A 26,090-nucleotide genomic window follows, 5' to 3' on the forward strand; every position below is an offset into this window, starting at 1 on the left:
ATTCCCAATCCTCAATCCCCATTACCCCTTATCCTCAATTCCCAATCCCCAGTTCAACAAACTTACTTTAATTAATGACAATAGTTTAGTTAAAAACGTTAGCGTAATTTCACGGAGTTCGATATTGTTAAATAATCAATTAAATGATTAAGTCATTCCTGTATTTTTTCTGGGCTGGTTTCTTTGAAATTGGGGGCGGCTACTTGATCTGGTTGTGGTTGCGCGAAGGTAAGCCGTTCTGGTGGGGCATGTTGGGGGGAATTGCTTTAGCTTTCTATGGGGTTATTGCAACTCTCCAGCCAGCAAATTTTGGCAGAGTGTATGCGGCTTACGGTGGCGTGTTTATCGCAATGGCAATGCTTTGGGGTTGGAAGGTAGACGGGATAACTCCAGACCGCTACGACTTAATCGGAGTATGTTTAGCTTTAATGAGTGTTTTAATTATCATGTTTGCACCTAGAATTTAGGTAAAATTTCTATATTATTTTTGCTCAATAACTTTTATATTGTTCCCTTTTAAACAGATAAAATCTCACGCCAAACTGCAATTTTTTTTAGTAACCAACCTGTAAGAAGCAGCCAAGTACATATCTACACGTTTATGTAGGAGATATCAAGAGAACTCAATTTTTGTGAAAATTATTTAATAATACTGGCGATAATCTACAATATTTGTCAATTCTCACAATCATTTTGGTTTGTAACATGAGGTAACTAAAAATTTGCAATTTTGTAGCACTTGAATAAAATGCTATTCTTCAAAAAAAAAGATGCAATGATTGCCTCGGTACACCCTTGCTTCAATTTTGGCAACTACAATCGGAATTATATTTTTGTTAACATTTCAAGAAAATTCCGGTTAAGTAACTTTAAAGACAAAAATGTGTAACTAAAAGTAATCAAATGTAGTTAAGTATACAAATCATTGGTACTTAGGAAGAAAAAGAAGTGTTGAAGAAAATTGTGATGATTGGGGCTATGACCCTACTGTTTTTGGCAGGGCCGTTGATGGGCAATGCTTTCGCCCAAACCCCTACTGCTGCACCGCCTGCTGCTGATACTGGAGATACAGCATTTATGCTGATTTCAGCAGCACTCGTGCTTTTAATGACACCAGGATTGGCGTTTTTCTATGGTGGATTTGTGCGATCGCGCAACATCCTAAACACATTGATGATGAGCTTTGTGTTAATGGCGATCGTCGGAGTTACCTGGATTTTGTGGGGCTATAGTCTTTCCTTTGCGCCAGGTTTACCATTTATCGGTGGATTGCAATGGCTGGGTTTGAATGGTGTCGGATTAGAGATAACCGATTATCTCAAAGGGTCAAACCCGCCGGAAGTCGTCTCTTATGCCGGTACAATACCCCATCAGGCATTCATGATTTATCAAGCCATGTTTGCCATTATCACCCCAGCCTTAATTTCCGGGGCGATCGTTGAGCGGATGAGTTTCCGCGCCTATTCGCTGTTTGTCCTCCTGTGGTCAACCTTTGTTTACGCTCCCCTGGCCCACATGGTATGGGCGAAAGGTGGATTTTTAGGTTTGTACGGTGGATTGGGTGCCCTAGACTTTGCAGGTGGCACAGTAGTTCATATTAGTTCTGGCGTTTCAGCCCTGGTAGCTGCGATTGTCCTTGGGCCTCGGAAAACCCATCCCGATCGCCTTAGCCCGCCGCACAATGTTCCTTTCATTTTACTGGGTGCTGGCTTGCTATGGTTTGGCTGGTTCGGTTTCAACGCTGGAAGTGCCTTATCTGCTGCTAGTGGAACTTCTGGTAATGTAGTCACAAATTTAGCAACAACAGCCTTTGTTGCCACCAATACAGCAGCAGCGGCGGCGGCTTTAATGTGGCTAATTTTGGAAAGCGTTTTACGGGGTAAACCAACCGCAGTGGGAGCAGCTACAGGAGCTGTTGCTGGTTTGGTGGGTATCACCCCCGCCGCCGGATTTGTCACACCGCTATCAGCGATTTTAGTTGGTTTCATCACCTCTTTTGTTTGCTTCTATGCTGTGAGTTTCAAGCATAAGCTGCAAATTGACGATGCTTTAGATACCTATCCCGTGCATGGCGTTGGCGGTACAGTAGGGGCAATTTTAACGGCCATTTTTGCTACGACTCAAGTCAACGGAGGAGGTAAAGACGGAGTACTGCGTGGTAATTTCGGTGAATTGATAGTTGAACTAGTAGCAATTGTCGTTGCCTATGTAATCGCAGGTATTGGTACGTGGATTATTCTCAAAGTTATCGATGCTACAGTCGGGCTGCGAGTCAAAGAGGAAGCTGAATTGCAAGGTATGGATATCAACGAACACGGCGAAGAAGGTTACAACTCCGAGTTTGGCGATCGCCCTACTCAGTAGAGAGTGCTGAGTGCTGAGTGCTGAGTGCTGAGTGCTGAGTGCTGAGTTCGGAGTTTGCTTCCCTTTCTCGCCAATTTACACTTGAATATTGGGTAATTTGCGATCGCTAGCGTTAAAATTTGATTCAAATAATTGGTAAATTTCGCTAGCCGTGTCTACTTCTTTTAAAACCTTTCCTATCTGGGCATTTTTCTCGCTGTTAACCAACGGCATCCTAATGTTGGCGGTCATTCTGCTAATTTGGCAACAGCAGAGATTGGCCGCTTTTTTTGGGATAATAACATCCCCACAGCCAATCAACCTGAACAGCGATCGCCAAATTGCTACACCTGATTTAGGTCGTCGTCACCAACTCACTTACCAGGAGTGGGTAGACATCCTTAAGCAAGAAGCCAAGGTTGCTGCCGATCAACGTCCTCCGCATTTAAGCATTCTGGCGGGAGATTCTCTAAGTTTGTGGTTTCCCCCTGAGTTATTACCCGAAGGTAAAAATTGGCTCAATCAAGGAATTTCTGGCGAAACCAGCAATGGACTCTTAAAAAGATTGAAGATATTTGACCGCACCCAGCCAGAGGTGATTTTTGTGATGATTGGCATTAACGACCTAATTCGGGGAATAAACGATGGGGAAATTTTAGATAATCAGCGACAAATTCTCAATTACCTACGAAAGACGCATCCCACAACGCAAATTGTTGTCCAATCGATTTTGCCACATGGGGCAGAAGAAGCAACTTGGAAAGGACGAGATAAACTTCTGGCTGTTAGCAATAGTCGCATTCGCAAGTTGAATCAGCAACTACAAAGCATATCCACCAAAAAAGGTGTCAAATATCTCGATTTATATCCTCTGTTTACCAACAAGCAAGGAAATCTCCGTCACGAATTTACTACTGATGGCTTGCATTTAAGTCCTGAAGGCTATATAGTTTGGCGTTCTGCGTTGCAGATTTATAGCGAGATTGAATTAAAACCGCAGCAAGATAAAAGAGGGGAAAAGGTTAAAGGGTAAAGGGTAAAGGCATCTAATCCTTTTCTCTTTACCCCTCTCTGATAATATCTTTGAATACAACTCTGTATAAATCGCGTCTGGGCGCGAGAAAATAACAAATAGTGGTTTAAGTAGATAAATCTTATGGATACAAAAGCTTTTAAGCGTAGCCTGCAACATTCAGAAAATTACAATCGTAAGGGCTTTGGTCATCAAGCAGAAGTTGCCACCCAGTTGCAATCTGAGTATCAGAGTAACTTGATTCAAGAAATTCGCGATCGCAATTACACCCTACAACGAGGTGATGTGACAATCCGACTAGCACAAGCCTTCGGCTTTTGCTGGGGTGTAGAACGCGCTGTGGCAATGGCCTACGAAACCCGTCAGCATTTCCCCACAGAACACATCTGGATTACTAACGAGATTATCCACAACCCTTCTGTAAATCGGCGAATGCAGGAGATGGAAGTAGAATTTATCCCTATCGAAGGAAAGAATAAAGACTTTTCTGTTGTTGGAAGTGGTGATGTAGTCATATTACCCGCCTTTGGGGCTAGCGTTCAAGAAATGCAGATACTTCACGATAAAGGCTGCAAAATTGTTGATACAACTTGTCCTTGGGTATCTAAAGTTTGGAATACAGTAGAAAAGCATAAAAAAGTTGATTATACTTCCATTATTCACGGTAAATATAAGCACGAAGAAACAGTCGCTACTAGTTCCTTTGCTGGCAAGTATTTAATTGTGCTGAATTTGCCAGAAGCAGAATATGTTGCTGACTATATTATCAATGGTGGCAACCGTGAAGAATTTCTGACAAAATTTGCTAAAGCTTGTTCAGCAGGATTTGACCCCGATCGCGATTTAGAAAGAGTTGGCATTGCTAACCAAACTACCATGCTCAAAGGCGAAACTGAGCAAATCGGCAAGCTTTTTGAGCGGACTATGTTGCAGAAGTATGGTCCCACTGAGTTAAATCAGCATTTCCAAAGCTTCAATACTATTTGTGACGCTACCCAAGAACGGCAAGATGCCATGTTGGAGTTAGTAGAACATAACTTAGATTTAATGGTAGTAATTGGTGGATTTAATTCCTCCAATACTACTCAATTACAACAAATTGCTTTTGAGCGGGGAATTCCTTCTTATCATATTGATACTGTTGAACGGATTAAATCACGAAATTCCATAGAACATCGGCAATTAAATGGGCAGTTAATAACTACAGAAAACTGGTTGCCAGATGGAGAAATTATTGTGGGAATTACTTCTGGTGCTTCTACACCAGATAAGGTAGTAGAAGATGTGATTGAGAAGATTTTTGCAGTCAAAGCAACAACAGCACTGGTTTAACAGTGCGATCGGTTATCAAGTAAACAAGTTCGGAGTAAAGACTTTAGTCTTGATTTTTTCAGCACTAAATTCTTTACTACGAACCCTCAAAACTAGCTTGATAAAATTTGTGAGAAATTGAAGAAATGGTTGTTTATGAGCAAATTGGCAAAGGCTATGATTTGACTCGTCACGCTGACCCTGAGATTGCTGCCCATTTAGCTGATTACTTATTTGTAATCGCCGATAAAGGATTAATTATGAATTAGCATGACAGAGAAATGGCTTTCTATCGTCGGTATTGGAGAAGATGGGTTACAGGGGTTAAGTGCGATCGCTCGTTCTCTAGTTGCTCAAGCTAAAGTAATTGTGGGAGGCGATCGCCATTTAGCTATGCTCCCTACAGATGACCAACGTGAGAAACTAGTCTGGACATCCCCTATTAGCGCCTCAGTTGACGAAATCATCCAGCGTCGAGGTCAGTCAATTTGCGTACTCGCAAGCGGCGATCCTATGTGTTACGGCATTGGTGTCACCTTAACACGGCGAATTCCCATCTCGGAAATGACGATTATCCCTGCACCTTCAGCCTTCAGCCTCGCCTGTGCCAGAGTTGGATGGTCTTTAACTGAAGTGGAAACCTTGAGTTTGAATGGTCGCCCATCCTCCCTACTCCAATCTTATATTTATCCGGGAGCGCGGCTGGTGATTTTGAGTGAAGGGAAAGACACACCCGCCATTGTTGCGGAAATTTTGACCAATCGCGGCTATGGTGGCAGTAAGATTACCGTCTTGGAGCGTATGGGCGGCGCTCATGAAAGAATTATAGAAGGTACAGCAGCATCCTGGAGTGAAACTGAAGTTGCTGCTTTGAATGCGATCGCAGTTTATTGTATTGCTGATGTTGGGGTTGTCCCATTACCAAAATTACCAGGATTACCAGATAACGTCTACCACCACGATGGACAGTTAACTAAGCGTGAAGTCAGGGCAATCACCCTAGCAGCTTTGGCTCCCACACCGGGAGAATTATTGTGGGATGTTGGCGCGGGTTGCGGCTCAATTTCTATCGAATGGATGCGGAGTAATGCTCGGTGTCGAGCGATCGCGATCGAACAAAATTCTTCTAGACTACTTTACATTGCCGATAATGCCGCGACTCTTGGTACTCCAAATCTGCAAATCATTGAAGGTAAAGCACCTCATGCCCTGAAAGACTTGCCAGCACCGGATGCTATTTTTATTGGTGGTGGAGTGACAGCAACGGGACTTTTTGATGTTTGCTGGTCAGCATTGCGGCTGGGTGGACGTTTGGTGGCAAATGTAGTGACAGTAGAGGGTGAGCAAACTTTATTTCAATGGCATGAACGAGTCGGTGGTGATTTAACTCGTATTGCCATCCAACGGGCGGAACCTATTGGGAAATTTTTGGGCTGGCGAGCAATGGCACCTGTGACGCAATGGATAGTTGTAAAATCTGAAAAATTGAATGGTTAATGTATAGGCTTAAAACAAAATAATTCAAAAAAAGATAACCTCCTGGCTGCTTGAACCAGGGGTATAGAAACAAATAAATTGATTCATCTTTACAAGCGTTGTAGCAGGCTCAAACCGTGGGTATCAGTACCACAGGTATTGAAAAGAAAGTATTCATCAGCCAACTTTTGCACTTGTTCTGATTCCAAGGTGCTGGGTTTCCAGGGGTTAGGGTTATTGTAGGCATAGAAAGTTTCCACGCCATCGATCCCCTTTTGGGCAGCAGCTGGAATTAAGTCAAAAAGCGATCGCTTGTAACGAGCTGGATGAGCTAGAACCGCCAATCCTCCAGCTTCATGAATCGCAGCAATCACGTTACTTGCCTGATATTCTTGCCCTGTAGTCGGCCTTCTTTGCAGATAGGGTTTCATACTAGGGTGTTCTGGTGCAAAAGCGTAAGCCAAAATGTGAACTTCTATATCCAAAAGCTTGGCATTGATTTCCACGCCACTCCACAGGTGAGGAGTGGTTGCATTAGGATTACTCCACTTCCAATCTTCTAACCAAGCAAGTGATGCTTGATAGCCGACAATACCATGATGGTCGGTGATCGCTAACCCTTTAAGCCCAATAGCGATCGCCTGTTCCATCAATGCACTAGGCTGCAACCTTCCATCTGAATAGACAGTGTGCATGTGAAAGTTGAATAACCTTGGGCAACTATGTGCATCAATGTTTTTGAATACTTGCTTCAAAAGTTCTGCCGAAGCAGTAGTCCGGGCCAAATTTACAGCCATAACTCCCTCTGAACAAAAATATATATTTTTAACACACTAAAACGCCACATCTACAGATAAGAGAGATCCACCACTAAAAAATTAGTGTTGGTTGCTACTTTCTCAGCTTTCTCAGCCAATTTTTCAATATGTTAAGACTACGTTAGCAAATCTTAATCTCAGTAGTCATGGGTATTTCGGACTACTTTAAAATTAAGTGGTAACAAATATTGCACATTAGATTTTAGCAATACGCTGATAAAATTTGTGGTAAATAACTTAGATACTAAAGGCTTAATAGATAATTTATCTTTAATAATACGGAAATATAACTCTGCATCCTGTGTAAAAAATATTATTTTTATCAGTAATTACCGATTTTATCTAACCAATGATGAATTAAGCGATCGCATTGATAAGAAAATCTTGTGAGTTGAGAATAACTCCAAGAAAACTAGCGATGTCTACGACGGTCACTGAGCGCAGCAGAAGTGCGGGCTATGCCTACGCTTGGATTGTATTATACCCCTCGCGCAATTCCAAAAGAATCTCCCTTCAAAGTGACTCCCAGGGGTTTTATCACTACCTCGCGGGTAAGGGACGCTTCAACCCTTCCGGCAATCACAGCCGAGAGTTGATGTTCTCTTGCAAGTAGGACAATCCTCTCTGCATCCTGCTCCGACTCTGTATAGAATGCAAATCCTGCACCGTAATTGAACACCGAAAGCATCGTCTCGGCCCCGCCCTCAAGATGACTCTCAACAAACGTAAATATCTCTGGTATTGGAAGCATCGTTTCGATGACGTACCGAAGCGGCTTCACCGACCGCATCAACTTTTGCCAGCCATGACCAGTGATATTCTCCATCGCCGTAGGATGAATCCCCTCACCAAGTACCGCCTGTACAAGCGGCGTGTAAAGATACGACGCAGCATTCATCGCTTCCCAAAACTCCTGCCCACTCGGAAGTTTTGTTCTGTAGCCATCAGGAAGAGATTCAGCCAGCTTTCGCAGTGGGGTAAAGCCGTTCTCATGGGGGCCAGAACTCTCGACCAGAACAATGGTATTTCCAGCATCCAGACGCGAGCTGTCAATAGGAGCAACACCAGTCGGCATAACCCCAAAAACCGAGCCGGCGATATCGAGCCGCCCTGGAATCATCTTAGTTTTTAGTTGAGGAGTTTCCCCTGAGAGATAAACACACCCCACTCGTTTACACCCATCAACCACTCCATCCAGAAATCCATCAAGAAAGGCGGAGGTAAAGATTGTTTCAGGAGTACTCGATGGCAAATAAAGACCGAGAAGTATAGTCTGCATACCAGAAGTTGCAGCGTCATTCGTCAGACACGAGATGATCTTAATACCAATATTCCACCAGAATCGTCGAAGTTCTTCTTCAGAAAGGTCATCAGGGCGGGTATCGTCTGCGGTGCCTAGTCCTTCGGGTACAAGTGTCATCGAAAGTTCTCTAGCACCCGCCTCTAGAAACGGAGCGAGGTTGAAGCTAAAAGCGTTGGCGCTTGCTCCCAAACCCGACGCGGGCACTATGCCATAGGCGCTTGCAAAGCCAAGTGTGCGTTTTGCAGCATCGATGAAGCGTCGTTTCGCAGCATCGAGAGTATCGTAATCGACTTGATCGAGAGCTTGAGCCATCAGGTTGCGCTTTAAGTAAAAAGTGAAGAGTTAGGAGTTAGGAAAACTCATAACTCCTCACTTTAAAATACCTCATCTTCAATACCGCGCCACCATTCACCCAATTTCATCAAGTCTTGGTAAATATCTTCTAATTCTTTGGTATAAACATCGTTTGTCAAGGTGGCTCGACGCTCTTGCAATTTTTTGAGGCGCAGTTGTATCAATACCCAAGGTTTGGAGATGCTATTCGTTGCTTCAATGTATTGCGCTAGTTCTTTGCTATCCATATATCTTTAATTTCTCTAACATCCCCTCAACGCCTAACCAAAAACAGTCACGATACTAGTACAATGTCAAGCTAGTTTTCAGGGTTTGTAGTAACCACTTTAGTGCTGAGAAAATAAGTACTAAAATCTCCTTACTACGAACTCGCTTACCCATCGATTTAAACTTGACTGACTACTATCGTGACTGCTGACAACGGTGTTAACTGAATTATTTCTACTTTACATATCTGGCACAATCTACATAGCCGCAAAGCAGCTGGCTAAAAGACATTGTAGCCAGTTCAAAACTGCAAAGTAATTAAGCTTTAGCCAAGTTTTCAGCAGCAAAGTCCCAGTTGACTAAGTTTTCTAGGAAATTCTTGATGAACGCTGGACGGGCGTTTCTATAGTCAATGTAGTAGGCGTGTTCCCAAACATCCAAGGTTAGGAGTGCCTTCTTACCATGAGCTAGAGGGTTTTCTGCATTTGGTGTTTTGATTACCTTCAGCGTACCACCATCATCAATCAGCCAAGACCAGCCACTGCCGAATTGAGTTGCGGCGGCGTTAGAGAACTCTTCCTTAAATTTGTCGAAGCTACCAAAATCTTTATCAATTTTGGCTGCGAGATCGCCAGTAGGTGTGCCGCCACCGCCTGGTTTCAAGGAATTCCAAAAGAAGGTGTGGTTCCAAACTTGGGCAGCGTTGTTGAAGATTCCCGCTTTAGAAGAGTCATTGAAGGAAGTTTTGATCACTTCTTCCAGAGACTTATCAGCAAGTTCTGTACCTTCAGTGAGCTTGTTGAGGTTATCTACATAAGCTTTGTGATGCTTGCCATAGTGATATTCAAAAGTTTCAGCTTTCATGCCATGTGGCTCTAGAGCATTCTGGTCGAAAGGTAGTGGTTCTTGTACAAATGCCATTGTGTTCTAATCCTCTCTTTACTGGTTTCCAGTTTTAAGCTATTGCAGAAGCTTGGGAAATTAATAGCTTTTATGTTTAGGGGTTTTATGTTTTTAATCATGGAACATAAAACTTAGCATCGTCATTCTACTACCAAAGTGAAGACCAAAACAAACTACTTCGATGATAAGTCAAATCGCCAGTAATTCCTGACTATAAATAAAAATGGCTAATATTATCATCGCGAAAAGCCAATAAGTAATTAGCATTTAGCAATTAAAGCTTTCCTACTTCTACCTTTAGTAAGATTAATTACAATGTAATAAATCAGTCGAAAGCGAGATTCTTTTAAATATTAAATAATCTAAGCTCATAAGTAAAAAACTTAATAATTAAGAAAAATAGCCAATAGTGAAATTATCTATTTTGTTTTTAAATGCAGTTTTGAAGATGGTAAGTGAATAATCACTCACCACCCTTTGAAACTAAACAACTAACAGCAAATAGCGGTGATTACTACTGAGATAAACGCTGTTGGTAATAGTTAATGATTTGTGCAGTGACTTCAGACACTTCCAAGCCATCGGTTTGAACTTCGATCGCATCTGCTGCCTTTTGCAAAGGAGAAACCTTACGTGTACTATCTTTCCAGTCACGTTCGGCAATGTCGTGCTCCAGTTGCTCTAAACTCACTTCAGGTTGACCTTGTTTGTTAAAGTCTTCTTGGCGACGACGGGCGCGTTCACTTACAGAAGCGGTTAAGAAGATTTTCACTTCAGCATCGGGAAACACATGAGTGCCGATGTCCCGACCTTCAGCGACTAAACCACCTTTTTTACCCCAGCTTTGCTGTTGTTTAACCAGTGCTTGACGGACAGCGCTTTGTGCAGCGATCGCAGATACTTGAGAAGTTACCTCAATCGTGCGAATTGCTTGGGTAACATCGATACCGTCAATCCAAACCCGCACCGACGATTGTAAATCCTGCGTAGGGGTAAGTTCAATTTTACACTTGCTAGTTAATTCAGCGATCGCACACTCATCGTCAATTGCAATTTTCTTTTGCAGTACTAACCAAGTGACAGCACGGTACATTGCTCCTGTATCTAAATACACTAAACTCAGATTTGCTGCCACTTGTCGCGCCACTGTGGATTTTCCAGCACCAGCTGGGCCATCAATGGCGATAATAGGTTGACGATCGCGCAATATGATATTGTCAATCAAACGTGTAGCACCAAAACGAGCTGCGATCGCCAACATTCCTTCCTCCTCAACTTTTTCTAAAGACATCAACGTAGTCGGTTCAACCAATTCAATATATTCCACTGAGACCGTGCTGACCATTGCCACTTCTTGCTGTACCACTGCTATCAACTTGTTACTATTGCGATCGCCTGCAATGAATGCAGCTTGGGCTCGTTGCAAGCCACGATATAACACTGCTGCTTGCTCTTTTGCCGTTGCAGTCAAATATTGATTGCGAGAACTGAAGGCAAGACCCGACGCTTCCCGTACTGTTGGACAAGCAACAATTTCTACTGGCAAATTTAAGTCAGCTACTAAGCGTTTAATAATTGCTAGTTGCTGACCATCCTTTTGACCAAAGTAAGCACGGTCAGGCTGTACCAAATTGAAAAGTTTGGTAACAATCGTAGCGACACCCTGAAAGTGACCCTGCCGAGAACGACCACACAAGCCTGTTATCATAGCAGATGGGGGGATAACTTGTGTAACCTTTGATTCTTGTATACTCTTCTGAGGAACTGCCATTTCTTCCGGACTCGGTGCAAAAATGGCATCTACCCCAGCTTGTTCGCAAAGTTGTTGGTCTTGCTCCAAAGTGCGGGGATAGCGTTGATAATCCTCATTAGGAGCAAATTGCAGGGGATTAACGAAAATACTCACAATCACCGTAGAATTTTCTTGCCGCGCCCGTTGGATCAAGCTTAAATGACCTTGATGCAAATTTCCCATCGTTGGTACCAAACCGACTGCCGTCTGATACCAGCTAGTCATCTCATCTAGTTTCAGATCCTCAGTAACCGCAATTAGCTTGTTTTCTGAGCAGCGTTTAGTTAAATAGCAGCGTAAAGCTGCGACTGTTGTCAGCAGGCGCACAAAAATACCCCTAGTTCTTATCGATCCCTCCCCCGTTAGTTTATATCTGAAATAGAGGGAAGAGATAATTGAACTAGGGGAATTAAGTGATACGGAACTGGGATTGGGGATTGGGCATCCCTTCTCTGCAAGACGCTACGCGTTAGCGGAGCTTTCGCTTTAGCAATACGCTCGGCACAAGTCGCTCAGGGCAAGCGGGCATTGGAAAAACCCCTATTGCCTATTGCCTATTGCCTATTAGACTTTTTGGCATAAGTCGGGAAAAGGGCAAGAAGGAAGGTGGGGTCCCCTCTGGGGATAAGGGGCGGGGGAAAAAGTTCTGTATTGTCCCCTTCCCCTTTAACCTTTACCCTTTTCCCCCTCTTGCAAAAAGCACTTTTGCCAAGAGGTCTATTGCCTATTACCTATTGCCTAATAATTATTTCCCCAAAACCTCAATATGTACTGGTGCAACACCACTGCCCATCATTCCCAAAATTCGAGCCGCGCCGGCAGACACGTCAATGACTCGACCCCGAATGTATGGGCCTCTGTCATTAATCCGCAGCACTACAGAACGACCGTTGCGGGTGTTGGTTACACGCACTTGCGTACCAAAGGGTAAGCTACGATGGGCGGCAGTCATTGCTTCGGGATTAAATCTCTGACCGCTAGCAGTACGATTACCAGAACCGTCATAGCCGTAATAAGAAGCCATGCCTCTGAGGGTGGCTCGCACTACTCCGACGGCAATCTGTTGGGGTAGCTTTGATATTGATATTTGTTGACGCGCTGGTAAATTCGCAATCTCTTTTAGGGGAGATGCATTGCCTAGTAGTCTCCGTAAGCGATTGGTTGCTTGCAATGCATCTTGTGCTAAATCGTTGGTAGTACCTGCTAATCGCGTACCTTCGTTGATTTCGACCAACTCTTCGCCATTAATTTTGATTACATAGCGATCGCCATTTTGTTGGACAGGAACGCTTTTGTTTTGCGCTTGATTGGCAGTAGATTTTTCCCCTGCTTTCCAACTGACGGTAATTTTACTCCCGTCTACGTTTTCCCGATTCAACTGGTTGATCTTAGCTGCTATTACACCAGCGATCTGAACCGGGTCATCGTCAACAGAAGTAATCTGGTTACTTACATCTGTTACGTTCCCAGTGTTCAATGCATTTGATGAATTGTTAGCAATAAGGGCGTACCCTTGTACGCCCCCAGTATTTCCAATTTCACCAACTTTTTTAGTTTCAAGATTCGTATTTGAGACAGAACTCAAAAAGGTGAGAACAGGTATTTTTTTGATAAAAAGGGTTGCCGCCTTACGTCCTCTAATATTGTGAGGTTGAATTTCTGTAATCACAGCATCCAAGGTTTGTTTCCCTGCTCTGGATTGGTACTCTCCCACTTTAACCACATCAGGAGCAGGTGACTTTTGGGAAGCTAGCGCATTTCCCTTGGTGGTTTGAGTGCAACCGACTGAGGGTAGTCCCAAAACAGTCACAGACAGGGTAACAATAGTCCAGAAATGTCTTTGATTCATGCGTCCGTTTTTGAAAGCGACTGTAGAACTGAAGTTTTATAAATTGCGGGATTTTTCACTAGTGAAAACTAGTGAAAGTGACTTCCCTTCGGAAAAACTCGAACTCGTTCCGTTTTCACTTTGTTATTTATAACTGCAACAGACTAACACGAACCTTTTAGCTTGGGGATCAGGGTTTTAGCGTAACTATGGGCCACTTTCTCAAATTACCATTCCAATTTGAAGGTCGAAACCTTTCTCAAAAGCGGACTTTAGCTATGTAACGCTTTTTTCTGCAAGTCAAAAATTTCTTAAAAAAACTTTACCTTTATTACACGCTAAAGCGGCGATACCCTATTCACATTGGTTCTAAAGGATCGCAATTACTCGTGTATTCTAGATAACATGTTTTAAACTTATTTCCTCTAAAAAGCTAATATAACTTTTCTTAAATGGCAACGGCATAAATACTTAAAATGGCTTATTTAAGGAAATATTTAGATTTCCCTGTAAATAAGCCGTGATAGGAGTTACATCTGAAGTAATTACGTAAATCAGTTTCAGTTTAATATCTGTTTTCAAAGTTGATTCTACTTAGATTAATCATAACTTTTATTCTACATAACTAGACTGAGATAGGTAATTAATATAACTTGTGTAACTAGTATTGCTGAGTATAAAAAAAAGGACAATACTCAACTTAATATTTTTCCGGACTAATGATAAAAAAATTCAAAAATCTTTGCAATCGCTTGTACAACAAACTACGTGTGTATTAAAAAACACAAACACTATTTTTATCCCTAAGTAGTTGCTTAAGTATGATTTTTTAGAGCAAGCTGTATGAGAGGAAAATCTTTCCAATTTTAGGGATGTACAGCTGCACCCCTACTATATATAGTGAGTATTTTGGGGAATGCTATCAGCGTGATGATAAACCAAGCGGATCAAGGAGATTTAGAAATAGAACCATTGCCATTAAAAGCTGTTCTCAATGAGTTGCATTCCCAGTACAAGTCTCTGCAAGAGGGTGCAGTGGCGAAATACATTCCCGAACTGGCAAAGGCAAACCCGGACTTGTTTAGCATTTGCATTGTGACAGTAGACGGTCAGGTTTATAAAATTGGAGACTACGAGCAACTTTTTACTATTCAGTCAATTTCCAAGGTGTTTGCTTATGGACTTGCCTTAGAAGATCATGGACTGGATTATGTTTTGACGAGGGTTGGCGTAGAACCGACGGGGGATGCATTCAACGCGATTGTTTTGGATGAGCAATCAAAGCGACCTTATAATCCAATGGTAAATGCAGGTGCGATCGCCACCACTAGCTTAATCAAAGGTTCCGGGCCTACCGAACGCCTCAACCGAATGCTGGATATGTTTCGGCGATATATTGGCCACGACGTGTTTGTTGACATTTCAGTTTTTACCTCAGAACGGAGTACAGGGCATCGCAACCGGGCAATGGCGCATTTGATGCTCAACTTTGGCATGATTGACCGAAACATTGAAGAGGCGCTGGATCTTTATTTCCAACAGTGTGCTGTGATGGTGAATTGCCAAGACTTAGCAGTGATGGCGGCTACCCTAGCTAACAAAGGTATGAACCCCATCACCAAAGAACAGGCGGTAGATAAGCGTTACATCAAAGATATTTTGAGTGTGATGTACACCTGCGGAATGTACAACTTTGCGGGTGAGTGGGCTTATAAAATTGGGATTCCGGCGAAAAGCGGTATTTCTGGTGGGATTATTGCCGTTGTACCCAATAAAATGGGCATTGGAGTTTTTTCGCCGCTTTTGGATGTGCGTGGTAACAGTGTGCGGGGGGTGAAAGTGTGTGAAGAACTTTCGCAACGATTAGGTTTACATCTATTTGATTGTTCAGGTCAAGAGTGAAGTGGGCATTGGGCATCGAAAAACTCTTCCCCAGTTATCAGTCCCCAATCCCCAATTTAGCGATCGCCAAATTCTAAATAATCCCTCTTCGCGTATCTGTCCAACCGTATGCGATCGGTTAAGTTTGCTTCGCGGATCGCCATAATATCTCTTGGCAAGAGTTCGATATAGCTTTCTAGCTAGTTTACAATTCTTCTGCTTGGGGAAGCGGGAAGATTTCACCAGCTAAGTAAGCTTGAAAGTGCTTTTGGAAGTACAACCAGGAAGTCATATCTTCCCCATCTATCAATGCTTTTGGGGCTTGTTTATATAGAGGAATACGGTTATTAATTTCGTCTTGCAGCACTGGAGGCAGTTCTGTTAAACCGTTGACTTTGCTGCCAACAGCACTGTAGATTAGTTGACCGGGGCGATCGCCCATTTTCATCCAGGGAAGCCATTGACCAATCCGATCCCAACTCAGTTTGAGTTCAGAAACTGATTTAAGTGCTGGGTTGAATAAATCTGCGGTTGGCACAGTTAATTTAAACAATTCTGCTGCCTGATAAATTGGATTTGGGCTATATTCGGCAAATTTGCGATCGTCTGCTAAGGGGTTGGGGTAATAAGGAAATATATCAAAAACAAAGGTCGTGCTGTCACCATCGACTTGTGCGGGGAAATTTCCCTCAAACTTACCCTGCACAGGATTATTGGCAACGTGAATCACCGGAACTGTCTCGCCTGTCCAAGGATTCTCCCATTTGGATAAAACCTCATCTGTTTTTGGGTTGAGGTAGTAAGTTAGTTCTCTAGAAGTAAAATCCCAGCTACCCTCTGCTGTGGGAATACATCGGCTAACGCTTAATCCCAGCATCTTAAACAGGAGTTGTCTTTTCTCACCGGGAATAAAAGCGTAAATTTTACCTTTCCAAATTAGGAAAGTGGATTCGCTAGGATCGAGGGAAGAACGAGTTTTAACCCAGTGCTGCGCTTCAAGTTCTTGAATTTGGGCAACCATCTAAAGCATCCTTAGTATTTGGATAACAAAAGAATAAGCTATCAGCATTGAAGTTGCATCTTTGTTATTAGTAATTTGTCATTTGTCAAAAACTAATGCCCCATTCCCAATGCCCAATGCTTTCATCAATTAAACTGATTCAGGAAGTTGCTTATCTAAACGGCGAAACAAAAACACCCAAAGAGGCAGGGAACTATTAATTGCAATTAGTCGCACTAAATGACCAGTTGTGACAATTTCTACATTATGATTCAATGCCAGGGAAACCAGGATCATTTCTGCCGATCCTCCTGGTGCTGTGACTAAGAGACAGGTTAACCAGTCCCAAGAGGTTAATTGCATCGCAAGTATAGCAGCGATCGCTCCGGCTACGAGAGTCATCCCCACGGACATCAAGGCATAGGCGACAGTCCGCTTTTTCAAGTTGGGTTTGTCTCCCCAATATTCACCAATCGTAATTCCCAGAAGCATTTGCCCCAATAAGTTTATTATTGGCGGCGGACTAAAGCTAATATCACCTACAAAAGGCAGCCAATGTAGCAAAGGATTAAACCCGATACCAATCAACAATGCACCAAAGAAATCGCCTGCGGGTATTTTAAATAATATAGCTGGATAAACTACTAATCCAGTAATTACCAGTACTAATAAGAGTAATTCTAGTTGAGATGGATCGAGATTGAGCCAAGCAGCTTTGATTGGGAGTGTTTGCGGATAATCATTACCGGCTGATGTCTTAGCGATGAGGGGAATCAGAACAACTACACAGGTGACGCGAATTGCTTGAACTAGGGCAACCAAACTAACATTTTTATTGTAATCGGCAGCGATCGCAGCCATAATTCCTACACCACCAGGAACTGTAGCCAGCATTGCTGTAAATAAGTTGGTTTTGCTGGCGCGGGAGTAAATATAACCGATACAGCCTCCACTTAGCAGCAGAAATAAGGTAAGAAAAATAAATATGGGAATACCAGAAGCAACACTAGCTAGATTAGCGTGGGCATTGGAAGCGCCGACAGTTAAACCGACAAGTGCCATTCCCACTTTTCTAGCAGTGCGATTAGGTGGGGGGGAATATTGATAAAAAATTCGACATCCTTGGAGAACCATTGTACCTGCCGCAATCCCGCCAAATATCCAGGCAATCCTCCCAATTTGGAACTTTGCCAGGAGTAAACCCAGAGGTAATGCCAGAAGCATTTCCAAGACAAGGACAATTAGTTGCTTCCCAAATAGCTGCTGTTTGGTAACAACAGGATTTTGATGAGTGTGTTCTTCCAGGCTGGGAGTAGCACTTAGACTTTGATTCATCGATACTAAGCTTTTTTTTAAGTCTAAGCTATAGGTGCAAAAGTGGATCTCCAGCGATGCGATCGGACACGACACCGCGTCTAAAAGACTGACACGTTAGAGAGACGCGATTTATCGCCGTCCTGAGAGAGAATGTACTCGTGAATTATTCCTTGACAAACTACTCACTAATAGTAACAACAGCTACCATCGCATCGGCTAGAGGGGGATGAGACGAAGCACACTAAAAATTTATTTTCATAACTGAAAATTTTATTTTATTTATGTGTTAAGTAGCTTTACTATTTTATCTGTATAATCTATCATTCAGTCTAAATTATCGCATGTATAATCTATCATTCAGTCTGATTGATTATTGACCTATGTTACTTATTGAGCGGTTAAAATTTGGGGATTGAGGCATCTCTTTTTAAGACATAACATACCACTCACCTAGTAGTTATTTATTAACGGAATTTAAGAAGTTATGTAGACATACTCTATCTCAGACATTGCCTGAACTTGTGCTTCAAAAATCATGAGCCATTATATGAATAGTTAGCACGTTTACGGCACTATCCAATGTCTGAAGACTTATTAAACTCCTTTCAAGAAGCATACAGCAATCTCGAACTGTTTCCGTTGATGGAACGGAACGAAATGGAAAGATTTAGAGTTGAATATGGTGATGATTTGATTGCAGACCTGAACCAATTAGTCGAAGATAGTCCTAATGGAGATGGCAAAATTGTCTTTACAGGACATCGAGGATGTGGTAAGTCTACTTTATTAGCTGAATTTAGCAGACAAATCCAAGATAAATATTTTGTAGTTCTGTTTTCTATTGCTGACAAAATTGAAATGTCGGCGGTTAATCATATTAATATACTGTTTGCGATCGCAGTTAATTTAATGACAGAGGCAGAAGCACGCAAAGTTGATATTCCGCAATCGACAAAAGAAGCTCTTTATAAGTGGTTTGCTACCCGGACTCGCACTGAAGAATCGAATTTGCAAGCAGAAGTTAGTATAGGTTTTGACCTTTTAAAGTTGATTAGCTCTAAATTAAAAGCTGATGCTAGCGTTCGGGATGAAATTAAGCAAGAGTTTGAACGCAAGTTATCAGATTTAGTTGCTAGAATCAACGAAATAGCTGCTCTAATTCAAGCTGCAACTAAACAAAACGTTTTAGTAATTATTGATGATTTAGACAAACTTGACTTAGGCAGAGTTAACGAAATTTATCGAGATAACATCAAAGCTCTTTGTCAACCTAATTTTCAAATAATTTACACCATCCCGATCGCAGTTCTTCGAGAAACATTTATCAGCACAATAATTGCCACTGAAACCAACGATCAAGTTGTCGCAATGCCTGTGTTAAAAATATTCGATAAAAGTAAAAATCGCTTTCCTAATGCTCAACCTCGCCCAGAAGCAACAAAGATTCTCGGTGAAGTTTTACAAAAGCGGATTCCTAGTGAACTAATTGCGGCTGAAACTGCTGAAAAAATTGTGATTTACAGTGGTGGTGTATTGCGAGAAGTAATTCGTATTTCTAAGGAATGTTGCCGCATTTGTTTACGAATGATCCGGCGAAATCCTTCAGCAAAAGTTATCATTGATGATAAAATTCTTCTGCAAGCAATCAATAAGATCCGCAATGATTTTTCTATACGTTTAGGAAAGATTGACATAGATATTTTGCAGAGTGTTTATGAACAATTCATGCCAAATGACCCGAAACAACCAGAGTTTTTGGATTTGCTACATGGACTGTATGTTCTAGAATATCGTACTGATGAAACTTGGTATGATGTTCATCCAATTATTATTGAAAGCTTGAGAAGACAGGGAGCCATTAATGTTAAATGAAGAATTTTTGGATGATGAAGGAGAAAATCAAGATGCGTATGATGATTTAATTGTTTCTATTGAAGCTCAAAAGCGAGGATTAAATTTACTGATTGCGGTTTGCGATGATGCTAGTTTTCGTGATCAGATTATTGCTCAATATGAAGCTGAACTAAAACCCGTTTTTCGTGCATATCGAGTAACTTTAGCACGCCAAGAACCAAGCCTCAAAGCTGCTCTTAACCAACTGGTACAACAAGAAGAATATCTCCGTCAGCAGAACCCGACAGTGATTACTGTGACAGGTGCTGAACAACTTTATTTTCTCAGGTTAGAAAAAGAGCAATCAGAACAGGAGAAATTTTTTGGTTACTTACAGTGGACAAGGGAAGGATTGCGCGAATTCCCATTTGCGATCGTGCTTTGGGTAACTAACCAAATATTAGTTAACCTAATTAAAAAAGCCCCTGATTTTTGGAGTTGGCGCAATGGTGTATTTCGGTTTGAATCTAAAAAGACAAATGCTATTCCTGGTAAAGAATTAGAAAATATCCGCTTTGTTTTTAGAGACACCGAATTAGCCAGTACAGATACTAATGAAGATAACCCCTTTTTCTTGCCCATCCAAGATTTACAAAGACTAATTGAGAAAGTAGAACAGGAAAAGGGAACCAAAGATCCCACTTTGGCTACCTTGTATTCAAGATTGGGTGATATTTACCGCAGCAGATTAGAGCGTGGTGAATCTCCAAATTATCAAGAAGAACAGGAATTAGCAATTAAGTATTGGTGTCAAGCAAGTGAACTACAAAATGAATTAGGTTTGCAGATAGATTTAGCTAATAGCCTCAACAATTTAGCAGGAATGTATCGGGCAACGGGACACTACAGTGAAGCCGAACCTTTATATAAACAAGCTTTAGAATTAAGGAAACGGCTGCTAGGAGAAAATCATCCTTCTTTTGCTACTAGCCTTAACAATTTGGCAGGACTCTACAAATCTACTGGACAATATAGTAAAGCGGAACTTTTATATCAACAAGCTTTAGAACTGAGGAAAAGCTTGTTAGGAGAAAACCATGCCGATGTTGTCGCTAGTCTGAACAATTTGGCACTATTATATGATGAACAAGGACGTTATGAGCAAGCAGAACCTTTGTATCTGCAATCATTAGAACTTGAAAAACGTCTGCTGGGCGAAAATCATCCTTCTTTCGCTCTCATACTAAATAATTTAGCGCTACTTTATTATCATCAAGGACGTTACAGTGAAGCTGAACCGTTATCGCAACAAGCAATAGAACTAGATAAGCGATTCTTGGGAGAAAAGAATCCTGATGTCGCAACAGATTTGCACAATTTAGGTTTAATATACCGCGCTCAAGGACGCTACGAGCAAGCCGAAGCAATGTTTTTGCAATCATTGGAACTTAAGCAGCGTCTACTGCAAAAGGCGCATCCGCTCTTAGCAGATACTATCTATGCTTTGGGTTATATGTATAGAGAGCAAGGGCGTTACAATGAGGCGGAACTTTTATGTATAAAAGCCTTAGAACTTGATAAACATCTATTAGGAGAAAATCATCCTAATGTTGCCGAAAGTCTCAACAATTTGGCAGAAATTTATCGTGCCACTGAACGTTACAGCGAAGCAAAACCCCTTTATTTGCAAGCTTTAGATATTTGTGAGCGAGTCTGGGGTGTTGAGCATCTTCGTTGTGTGGCTGTGCGAGAGAATTTAGAAAAACTTGCGGCAGCGATGGGGAAGAGTGAAGAATAAATCACGCCAAGGCGTAGAAAGAAGAATTGAGTTTTTGTAAATTTAGCGATGTCAAAAATATAAAATAACGTGAGTTCGACAGACCTCTCCCTCCCAGCCTCCCTCTCCTAAAAGGCGAACGCGTTGCGTCTCCGTAAGGAGAGGGAGGAGTAATGAGATTAGAGGGTTTTTGCTCCCCTCTCCTTGTAGGCTACGGTGTACACACAAGTCTCTACGTTGTTCTTTGAATCTGGGTTTTACCCACCTTAACCACTGGTTGAATTCAATAAACGATCGCCCGAATTCAATAAACGACTACCCGAATTCAATATATTTATTGCATAAATTTTCAAAACCTTACCCCAAACCTGGTTTACTAATGTTTTAGCTTTAGTTTTACCCCACCCTAACCATCAGTGCGATTAAGTAGGTAATGTTTGGAATTTAAGAAAAAACTCGACTTGTGTGTACACGGTAGCCTACAAGGAGAGAGGCTGGGGGAGAGGTCAAAATAGCACTCATCGAACTCACGTTAAAATAGACCTCTTGCATAAATCAAAAATAAAGAACCCCACCTCGCCAAAGCTATGCTTTGTCTCCCCTCCCGAAGAGCGGCTATCCATTAGTCACATCTTTCTTTACAATCTTGAAACGCTTGTTTCCTCGGCATCTTGTACACTGAAGTGTCAAACATACTTGACAGATTGGCTCTTACTCTTCTCGCTAAAACATTGCTTATGAGTGTGAAGAGTGCCATGTCTATGAAGGGCAACTCTTGCGAAGCCTACGCAATTTTCAGAAATCCTCAAACATTTATGAGTAAATGATTTAGTCTCCGAAAACAAAAATCGAAGGCAACTTTTAAAACATCACTCATATTTCTAGTAATCTTTTGAACGGAGAGGGGGGGATTCGAACCCCCGTTGAGTTTCCCCAAAACGCATTTCGAGTGCGTCACCATGAACCGCTCGGACACCTCTCCAGCTATTTATGCAGACATTTGAATATCTATTTAGATTCCAATGCCGCCAAATTATGGGAAATCTGACTAGAATTCCCTTTGGTATTATAGCACCATCGCTTTTTTTGTGTTACGCAATGCTCTAGGAACGCCAATACCCAAGCCAATCTGTATCAATCACCCTTCTTGTGTCATGCAAAACCCAATCTGCTTTAGTTAGTGGGCATAGAGATTTCCCAAATTCCTTGATTTCCACCATATTCCAGAACATAAATCTTATTGCCGATAATCTCAGCATCAATGGGATTGCTAAAACCTGTGACAAGGCGTGTAGCGTTAAGTTTATAGTTGGTAGTTCCTACTTTAGTTAAGTTTAAATGCAACAGGTCTTGGCTGGAATCTTTAAAAGGCCCTGCGACTGTTTCACCAGTAGCGTCGCCTGGTGTCCAACTCAACATGAATCCATCTCTGTTGAATTCTGGACTCATTACTCCTTGTGTATCAAAAACTAAGCCCAAAGGAGAACGGTGTGTTGTAAAAGTGCTAAAACTTTGTCCAAGAACACTAGCATCTTTGACTTTACCATCTAGAGGATCGCGGTAATTGTCTGCATCCGGCCCCAAATTAGGAATTGGTTCAATCAAGTTTGCAGGTCGAACAGGAAAGGTTGGATCGTTACGATAATAGCCCCTTTGGATGGCGTTAAATTTAGCATTTAATAATCGGTCAGTGGCAGGATTATAATTTGGAAATTGTTGGGGATTGTCTGTTCCACCAATACGCCAGGGAAAGCCATAATTACCACCTAGACGTAGCCAATTTAATTCTTCTGACATGTCGCGATCGGGGCCATTTTCTGTACCAAATAAATCGCCATTGGGCGCAAAAGCCATATCGAAAGTATTACGTGTTCCTTCTGCAAAAATATAGCCAGCTGTCTTTAAGGTTGCTCGATTGTTTGCCAAAAAGAGATTTTTGCCATTAGTAGGAAGACGGAGTATACAGGCAGTTAATCCAACTTCGCGAGTATTGGGATATTGACCATCAACAGACTGAACCTCACCATGATCGGTACGAGAACCGCTATTCACATAGATAAAGTTACCATCTGGGCTAACAACCACGCCGTTAAAGCGATGGTCATAAGCTGTTTTGCTTTTGGGATAGCCTGCACTCTTAGCTAAGGTAGACCAGGTACGCTGTCCTGTAATCGAATTAATTACGCCCTTAACAATAATTGCTTTAGTCTGGTTATTCACAAGGTCTGCATTGCCAACTAAATAAATTGTCCCGTCAGGGCCAATGGCCATGCCTTGAGTCTCACCGACATTATGATTACTAGTGTTGTAAACAAGTGTACTATTCAACAAGGCTAAATTGACTCGATAAATATCTCCATTTCGTTTGAGGTAATAGAGGGTATTATTTCGTGGATCTTTGGCAATCCGAACCGAAGGAGAAACCGATAACGTATTAATAATATTGCGAATCTTAATATCAGAACGCAGCGCTTGAGGTGCAGCATTTACTGAGGTAATGCCATGATTTAATATAACCATTGTAAATAACAGCAATTTAGCGGCAAACTTACCGATAAATTTGCGTTTCACTTGGTTGGATGATTTAGTGTTATTCATGATTTCCTTCAAATAAATAGTCAGATGATTTTCTTGCTAAATCTTCTTAATGAGGGGAAAAATTTTAGAGATTACGGGCTGAAATGAGTAATGGTTGCGATTCTTATGTCAAACTGACTTGTAGCGTATAAGGAGCAGGGTTGCTGTCACTAGAACCAGAGAAAATTCCGCCATTTTCAGGAAAGAAAGCATATTTACTCACTGAAATGGAGTATGTACCAGCACCTAGTGAAGCGGTGATTAACGATCCAAAGTCGGGGCCACTATCGTCATCACTTTGCAGTAAAATTCCAGCATTGTTAAACAGTCCGATAACTGTATCATCAGTTGTCACGGTACTAATGGTGACAGTTTTTGGATTTACTAGAGAAAATGTGAAAAAGTCGAAATCGGGATTATCCCCCGGCTGAACTGTTACTAAATCACCTGAGAGATTGACGTTTGAGCCTGATGATAAAGAACCTAATCCTTCAGCTTTAGCTAGTGTATTGTTTGTAGCTTGTCCAGCATTTTCTCGCTCATAGAAAAGGAAGTCATCACTATCAAGTCTGAGGTTAACTACGCCCTGCACAATACCTATAATTTCATCTGGCTCTGCTCCAGGTTTGTCTAAGAATATTTGTGTGTTGGCTCCAACAGTTTGTAAGCGGTAATCCTTTGGAGAGCCTTTGAGTTCTATTCGATCTTCACTCCGATTGAAGTCAGTAATCGTAGCCAAGTCTCCAAAACCAGCATTTGCTGTGTTTTTATCGTCGTAGTAGACATTTTTAGCATCCCCAAGGATAAATCTATCTAGCCCAATGCCGCCAGTTAAGGTATCAATCTCCCCTAATCCAGGTGCAAGCAGACTATCAGGAAAAACGCCGATGAGGATATCGTCTCCAGACCCTCCATTGAGTATGTCATTACCGGGCCCGCCTTGTAGACTATCGTTGCCCTCATCACCATTCAAGATATCATTGCCGACGTTACCATCTAGCGTGTCATTGCCTGCTCTTCCATTCAGAGTGTTATTAAAAGTATTACCAAAGAGGAAGTTGTTAAGACTGTTACCTGTGCCACTGATGGCACTAGTTTCCCTCAGTGTCAGGTTCTCCAGATTGGCAGCTAGTGTGTAGGTGACAGAAGACCGGACGGTATCTTGACCTGAATTCACAGCCTCAGTAATGGTATCAAGAACACTGTCAATCACATAAGTGTCGTCACCTACTCCCCCATTTAAGCTGTCAGTACCCAAGCCGCCATCAAGTGTGTCATTGCCAGAACCACCGATTAAACTATCGTTTCCCGTCCCGCCAAACAGATTATCGTTACCAGCTGCACCATTTAGAATGTCGTTACCGGAAACACTATTGGCGTCATCACCAGTAGCCCAACCATATATCGTGTCATTTTCTGGATTCCCATTTTTTGTATCAGAAATTCTAGTGCCGTAAATAACTGCCATATCTATTATTGTTCCTGAATATCTAACTAATGCCTGGATTAGGCTCCAGTCAAAAAACTCTTCATTAAGTTCAATGCTGATTGATTAAAACTGTAAATTTAAATACAAATATATTGATTAAAATAATTAATAATACGTAGAAAATATTAGTTATTGATTTGGTTGCTCGATTACGCAAATAATAAATAACTAGGTGAAAATTCATTTATTGGTTTTTTGGTTGCTTTTTCAATATCTTTTTAATTTTAGATGTCATTAGTATTTAATTATCATGAGCGAAAGGTCACATCAACTTATTTACCAAATCTTTATAAGTAATTAAATTTTATTTATAATACTTTGTGAAATATGTAGATGAATTTTAATTCAGTGTTTTTTTATTGAGTGTTTTTTTTGCTATAAATTGCAAGATTTTTCAGATTACTACGGTATTCTCATTAAGTTAGGTTTCAAGATTATTTTATTTCTGTAAAAAAAATACTTTTCTATTAAAGGAATACATTTGAAAATACATAAGTTAAATTGATAGATTATTCAGGACGTTTTTAAGCTTAATAACACTTAAACTTTACATAAATTTTATATACTTATTTTAGGTATAGGAATCTAGTTTGATTACTGAAATTATTTGCGTAGATAGGCAATAGGCAAAAGGCAATAGGCAATAGGCAAGAGGATTTCAGAAGATTAAGGTATCGACTTGCACTGAGTTTCGACACTTCGACTCCCTTCTCTACGAGAGGCTACTTCGGCTTACCTCGACTTCGCTCGGCACAAGTCGCTCAGTACAAGTGCGCCAACGGCTCCGCTCAGGGCAAGCCGCTCAGTGCATCGCTTGGCGGTAATCGAGCGACTTGCACTGAGTTTCG

20 protein-coding genes and 1 tRNA gene are annotated in these 26,090 nt (G+C 41.6%); 9 read left to right on the plus strand and 12 right to left on the minus strand.

Features of this window, described 5'->3' with window-relative positions; translation table 11 throughout:
- The first annotated feature begins 143 nt into the window (after nt 1–143).
- On the plus strand, nt 144–467 hold the full coding sequence (locus RMX98_RS26000) for a YnfA family protein (RefSeq protein WP_322680761.1): 324 nt from the start codon (nt 144–146) through the stop codon (nt 465–467).
- Between the two features lie 499 nt (nt 468–966).
- On the plus strand, nt 967–2,364 hold the full coding sequence (locus RMX98_RS26005) for an ammonium transporter (protein ID WP_409881024.1): 1,398 nt from the start codon (nt 967–969) through the stop codon (nt 2,362–2,364).
- A gap of 75 nt (nt 2,365–2,439) precedes the next feature.
- Here RMX98_RS26005 and RMX98_RS26010 read toward each other — a convergent pair whose 3' ends face one another.
- Nucleotides 2,440–2,595 carry a hypothetical protein gene (locus RMX98_RS26010; protein WP_322680759.1) on the minus strand — a complete coding sequence of 52 codons (156 nt, stop codon included), beginning with the start codon at nt 2,593–2,595 and terminating at the stop codon, nt 2,440–2,442.
- Between RMX98_RS26010 and RMX98_RS26015 the strand changes: the two genes are divergently transcribed.
- The 4 genes from RMX98_RS26015 (at nt 2,582) to cbiE (ending at nt 6,184) form a co-directional block, all read left to right on the plus strand.
- A complete protein-coding gene (locus RMX98_RS26015) occupies nt 2,582–3,376 on the plus strand; it encodes an SGNH/GDSL hydrolase family protein (RefSeq protein ID WP_322680758.1) in 795 nt (264 codons plus the stop codon). The two genes, RMX98_RS26010 and RMX98_RS26015, sit on opposite strands and share 14 nt — an antisense overlap.
- 123 nt (nt 3,377–3,499) lie before the next feature.
- Nucleotides 3,500–4,708 carry a 4-hydroxy-3-methylbut-2-enyl diphosphate reductase gene (locus RMX98_RS26020; protein WP_322680757.1) on the plus strand — a complete coding sequence of 403 codons (1,209 nt, stop codon included), beginning with the start codon at nt 3,500–3,502 and terminating at the stop codon, nt 4,706–4,708.
- Nucleotides 4,709–4,833: 125 nt separating this feature from the next.
- A complete protein-coding gene (locus RMX98_RS26025; protein WP_322680756.1) occupies nt 4,834–4,956 on the plus strand; it encodes a hypothetical protein in 123 nt (40 codons plus the stop codon).
- A gap of 1 nt (nt 4,957) precedes the next feature.
- On the plus strand, nt 4,958–6,184 hold the full coding sequence (gene cbiE / locus RMX98_RS26030; RefSeq protein ID WP_322680755.1) for a precorrin-6y C5,15-methyltransferase (decarboxylating) subunit CbiE: 1,227 nt from the start codon (nt 4,958–4,960) through the stop codon (nt 6,182–6,184).
- An 89-nt stretch (nt 6,185–6,273) separates the two neighbouring features.
- On the opposite strand, the gene RMX98_RS26035 is transcribed toward cbiE, so the two are convergent.
- From RMX98_RS26035 to RMX98_RS26060, 6 genes are all read right to left on the minus strand, one after another.
- On the minus strand, nt 6,274–6,960 hold the full coding sequence (locus RMX98_RS26035; RefSeq protein ID WP_322680754.1) for a PHP domain-containing protein: 687 nt from the start codon (nt 6,958–6,960) through the stop codon (nt 6,274–6,276).
- Nucleotides 6,961–7,459: 499 nt separating this feature from the next.
- Nucleotides 7,460–8,596, minus strand: coding sequence for an AIR synthase related protein (locus RMX98_RS26040; RefSeq protein ID WP_322680753.1), 1,137 nt, complete (start codon nt 8,594–8,596; stop codon nt 7,460–7,462).
- Between the two features lie 62 nt (nt 8,597–8,658).
- The gene (locus tag RMX98_RS26045) at nt 8,659–8,865 is read right to left on the minus strand and encodes a hypothetical protein (RefSeq protein ID WP_322680752.1); all 207 of its coding nucleotides are present in this window, start codon (nt 8,863–8,865) and stop codon (nt 8,659–8,661) included.
- Between the two features lie 298 nt (nt 8,866–9,163).
- On the minus strand, nt 9,164–9,766 hold the full coding sequence (locus RMX98_RS26050; protein WP_322680751.1) for a superoxide dismutase: 603 nt from the start codon (nt 9,764–9,766) through the stop codon (nt 9,164–9,166).
- Nucleotides 9,767–10,262: 496 nt separating this feature from the next.
- Nucleotides 10,263–11,867, minus strand: coding sequence for a bifunctional pantoate--beta-alanine ligase/(d)CMP kinase (locus RMX98_RS26055; RefSeq protein ID WP_322680750.1), 1,605 nt, complete (start codon nt 11,865–11,867; stop codon nt 10,263–10,265).
- A gap of 418 nt (nt 11,868–12,285) precedes the next feature.
- A complete protein-coding gene (locus RMX98_RS26060) occupies nt 12,286–13,389 on the minus strand; it encodes a septal ring lytic transglycosylase RlpA family protein (RefSeq protein WP_322680749.1) in 1,104 nt (367 codons plus the stop codon).
- Between the two features lie 909 nt (nt 13,390–14,298).
- Between RMX98_RS26060 and glsA the strand changes: the two genes are divergently transcribed.
- Nucleotides 14,299–15,270, plus strand: coding sequence for a glutaminase A (gene glsA / locus RMX98_RS26065; protein WP_322680748.1), 972 nt, complete (start codon nt 14,299–14,301; stop codon nt 15,268–15,270).
- A 184-nt stretch (nt 15,271–15,454) separates the two neighbouring features.
- On the opposite strand, the gene RMX98_RS26070 is transcribed toward glsA, so the two are convergent.
- A complete protein-coding gene (locus RMX98_RS26070; protein WP_322680747.1) occupies nt 15,455–16,270 on the minus strand; it encodes a DUF1838 domain-containing protein in 816 nt (271 codons plus the stop codon).
- 129 nt (nt 16,271–16,399) lie between these two features.
- Nucleotides 16,400–17,584, minus strand: a complete 1,185-nt coding sequence (locus RMX98_RS26075; protein WP_322680746.1) for an AbrB family transcriptional regulator — start codon at nt 17,582–17,584, stop codon at nt 16,400–16,402.
- A gap of 561 nt (nt 17,585–18,145) precedes the next feature.
- Between RMX98_RS26075 and RMX98_RS26080 the strand changes: the two genes are divergently transcribed.
- Nucleotides 18,146–19,438 carry an ATP-binding protein gene (locus RMX98_RS26080; RefSeq protein WP_322680745.1) on the plus strand — a complete coding sequence of 431 codons (1,293 nt, stop codon included), beginning with the start codon at nt 18,146–18,148 and terminating at the stop codon, nt 19,436–19,438.
- Complete coding sequence (locus RMX98_RS26085) at nt 19,428–21,197, plus strand: tetratricopeptide repeat protein (RefSeq protein WP_322680744.1); 1,770 nt, start codon at nt 19,428–19,430, stop codon at nt 21,195–21,197. Before RMX98_RS26080 ends, RMX98_RS26085 begins: the two co-directional genes overlap by 11 nt.
- Before the next feature lie 876 nt (nt 21,198–22,073).
- Here RMX98_RS26085 and RMX98_RS26090 read toward each other — a convergent pair.
- The 3 genes from RMX98_RS26090 to RMX98_RS26100 all read right to left on the minus strand — a co-directional run bounded on the left by RMX98_RS26090 (nt 22,074) and on the right by RMX98_RS26100 (nt 25,221).
- Nucleotides 22,074–22,158 (minus strand) — tRNA-Ser (locus RMX98_RS26090).
- 191 nt (nt 22,159–22,349) lie between these two features.
- Nucleotides 22,350–23,774 (minus strand): PQQ-dependent sugar dehydrogenase, encoded by a 1,425-nt coding sequence (locus RMX98_RS26095; protein ID WP_322675677.1) that lies wholly within the window; start codon nt 23,772–23,774, stop codon nt 22,350–22,352.
- Nucleotides 23,775–23,877: 103 nt separating this feature from the next.
- A complete protein-coding gene (locus RMX98_RS26100; RefSeq protein WP_322675678.1) occupies nt 23,878–25,221 on the minus strand; it encodes a DVUA0089 family protein in 1,344 nt (447 codons plus the stop codon).
- Nucleotides 25,222–26,090 lie beyond the last annotated feature (869 nt).

Source organism: Nostoc sp. DedQUE02 (assembly GCF_034531035.1).
Classification (GTDB): domain Bacteria; phylum Cyanobacteriota; class Cyanobacteriia; order Cyanobacteriales; family Nostocaceae; genus Nostoc.

Bases quoted from the DNA above. Each gene is read 5' to 3' on its own strand.
- RMX98_RS26000 (WP_322680761.1), top strand. From the start codon at position 144: ATGATTAAGTCATTCCTGTATTTTTTCTGGGCTGGTTTCTTTGAAATT.
- RMX98_RS26005 (WP_409881024.1), top strand. From the start codon at position 967: ATGATTGGGGCTATGACCCTACTGTTTTTGGCAGGGCCGTTGATGGGC.
- RMX98_RS26015 (WP_322680758.1), top strand. From the start codon at position 2,582: ATGTTGGCGGTCATTCTGCTAATTTGGCAACAGCAGAGATTGGCCGCT.
- RMX98_RS26010 (WP_322680759.1), bottom strand. From the start codon at position 2,595: ATGACCGCCAACATTAGGATGCCGTTGGTTAACAGCGAGAAAAATGCC.
- RMX98_RS26020 (WP_322680757.1), top strand. From the start codon at position 3,500: ATGGATACAAAAGCTTTTAAGCGTAGCCTGCAACATTCAGAAAATTAC.
- RMX98_RS26025 (WP_322680756.1), top strand. From the start codon at position 4,834: ATGGTTGTTTATGAGCAAATTGGCAAAGGCTATGATTTGACTCGTCAC.
- cbiE (WP_322680755.1), top strand. From the start codon at position 4,958: ATGACAGAGAAATGGCTTTCTATCGTCGGTATTGGAGAAGATGGGTTA.
- RMX98_RS26035 (WP_322680754.1), bottom strand. From the start codon at position 6,960: ATGGCTGTAAATTTGGCCCGGACTACTGCTTCGGCAGAACTTTTGAAG.
- RMX98_RS26040 (WP_322680753.1), bottom strand. From the start codon at position 8,596: ATGGCTCAAGCTCTCGATCAAGTCGATTACGATACTCTCGATGCTGCG.
- RMX98_RS26045 (WP_322680752.1), bottom strand. From the start codon at position 8,865: ATGGATAGCAAAGAACTAGCGCAATACATTGAAGCAACGAATAGCATC.
- RMX98_RS26050 (WP_322680751.1), bottom strand. From the start codon at position 9,766: ATGGCATTTGTACAAGAACCACTACCTTTCGACCAGAATGCTCTAGAG.
- RMX98_RS26060 (WP_322680749.1), bottom strand. From the start codon at position 13,389: ATGAATCAAAGACATTTCTGGACTATTGTTACCCTGTCTGTGACTGTT.
- glsA (WP_322680748.1), top strand. From the start codon at position 14,299: ATGATAAACCAAGCGGATCAAGGAGATTTAGAAATAGAACCATTGCCA.
- RMX98_RS26070 (WP_322680747.1), bottom strand. From the start codon at position 16,270: ATGGTTGCCCAAATTCAAGAACTTGAAGCGCAGCACTGGGTTAAAACT.
- RMX98_RS26075 (WP_322680746.1), bottom strand. From the start codon at position 17,584: ATGAATCAAAGTCTAAGTGCTACTCCCAGCCTGGAAGAACACACTCAT.
- RMX98_RS26080 (WP_322680745.1), top strand. From the start codon at position 18,146: ATGTCTGAAGACTTATTAAACTCCTTTCAAGAAGCATACAGCAATCTC.
- RMX98_RS26085 (WP_322680744.1), top strand. From the start codon at position 19,428: ATGTTAAATGAAGAATTTTTGGATGATGAAGGAGAAAATCAAGATGCG.
- RMX98_RS26095 (WP_322675677.1), bottom strand. From the start codon at position 23,774: ATGAATAACACTAAATCATCCAACCAAGTGAAACGCAAATTTATCGGT.
- RMX98_RS26100 (WP_322675678.1), bottom strand. From the start codon at position 25,221: ATGGCAGTTATTTACGGCACTAGAATTTCTGATACAAAAAATGGGAAT.